This is a genomic window from Robbsia andropogonis, assembly GCF_000970345.1.
GTDB lineage: Bacteria > Pseudomonadota > Gammaproteobacteria > Burkholderiales > Burkholderiaceae > Robbsia > Robbsia andropogonis.
Window position 1 is genome coordinate 1 of record NZ_LAQU01000222.1, and the last position, 742, is coordinate 742.

A 742-nucleotide genomic window follows, 5' to 3' on the forward strand; every position below is an offset into this window, starting at 1 on the left:
CTGGTAGGGGTCACCGACGTAAATCGTTTGCGCATGCTTCTGACGGCTGAGCACAGAGAGCATGACACCATCGCTGTCCTGCGCTTCGTCAAAAAGGATGACGTCGGCGTTGATCTTCGGGTTGGATTGCGCCCAGACTTTCAGATAGACATCCGGGATGATGGCGCTACGGCCCCTAGGATCAACGCTTTCTTGCCACAGTCGGACCACATGGGGCACGAGATTGGAGCGCAGCCAGGCGGCCGCGCGCTCGTCAACCTTCTCGTCGACGACGATGTGCTCAGCGAGCGGTACAGCATCGGCTGAACGACAAAACCGACCCAAGCCTTCAATGATCATTCTTCCGAGATCGAATTGCTCGAGATCGAGATCTCGTCCCGTTACCGATGGAACCCGAATAGGCTGGATCTTATAACGCGCGGCTAATTGATGAGGTGCTTCTTCCGGTAAATTGAGCCGTGCGGTAAGTGCCGCGTTGACTGACGCAAAGGCGAGCGAGTGCACGGTCCGGCAGTTCACGGGTGCCGGGAATTTATGGCGTGCATGCTCGGCGATGGTTTTATTGAACGCGAGGTAGCTGCAGCGCCGCTCGCCCATCGCGCTGGCGAGCAGCTCAAGCGTGGAGGTCTTCCCGGCGCCGGCATAGGCTTTCACTTTGAGATCGCCGCCCTGCAGGGCCGCATCGACCACGGCGCTCTGCTCAGCGGTAGACGGGAAAAGAAGAGACATCGTCATGCCTTGC

At 58.6% G+C, this 742-nt stretch carries 1 protein-coding gene; it reads right to left on the minus strand.

Annotated elements, in window-relative coordinates; genetic code table 11:
- Positions 1–735 (minus strand): AAA family ATPase (locus WM40_RS27260; RefSeq protein ID WP_236693736.1); only part of this gene is annotated, 735 nt, incomplete at its 3' end.
- Positions 736–742: the final 7 nt, after the last annotated feature.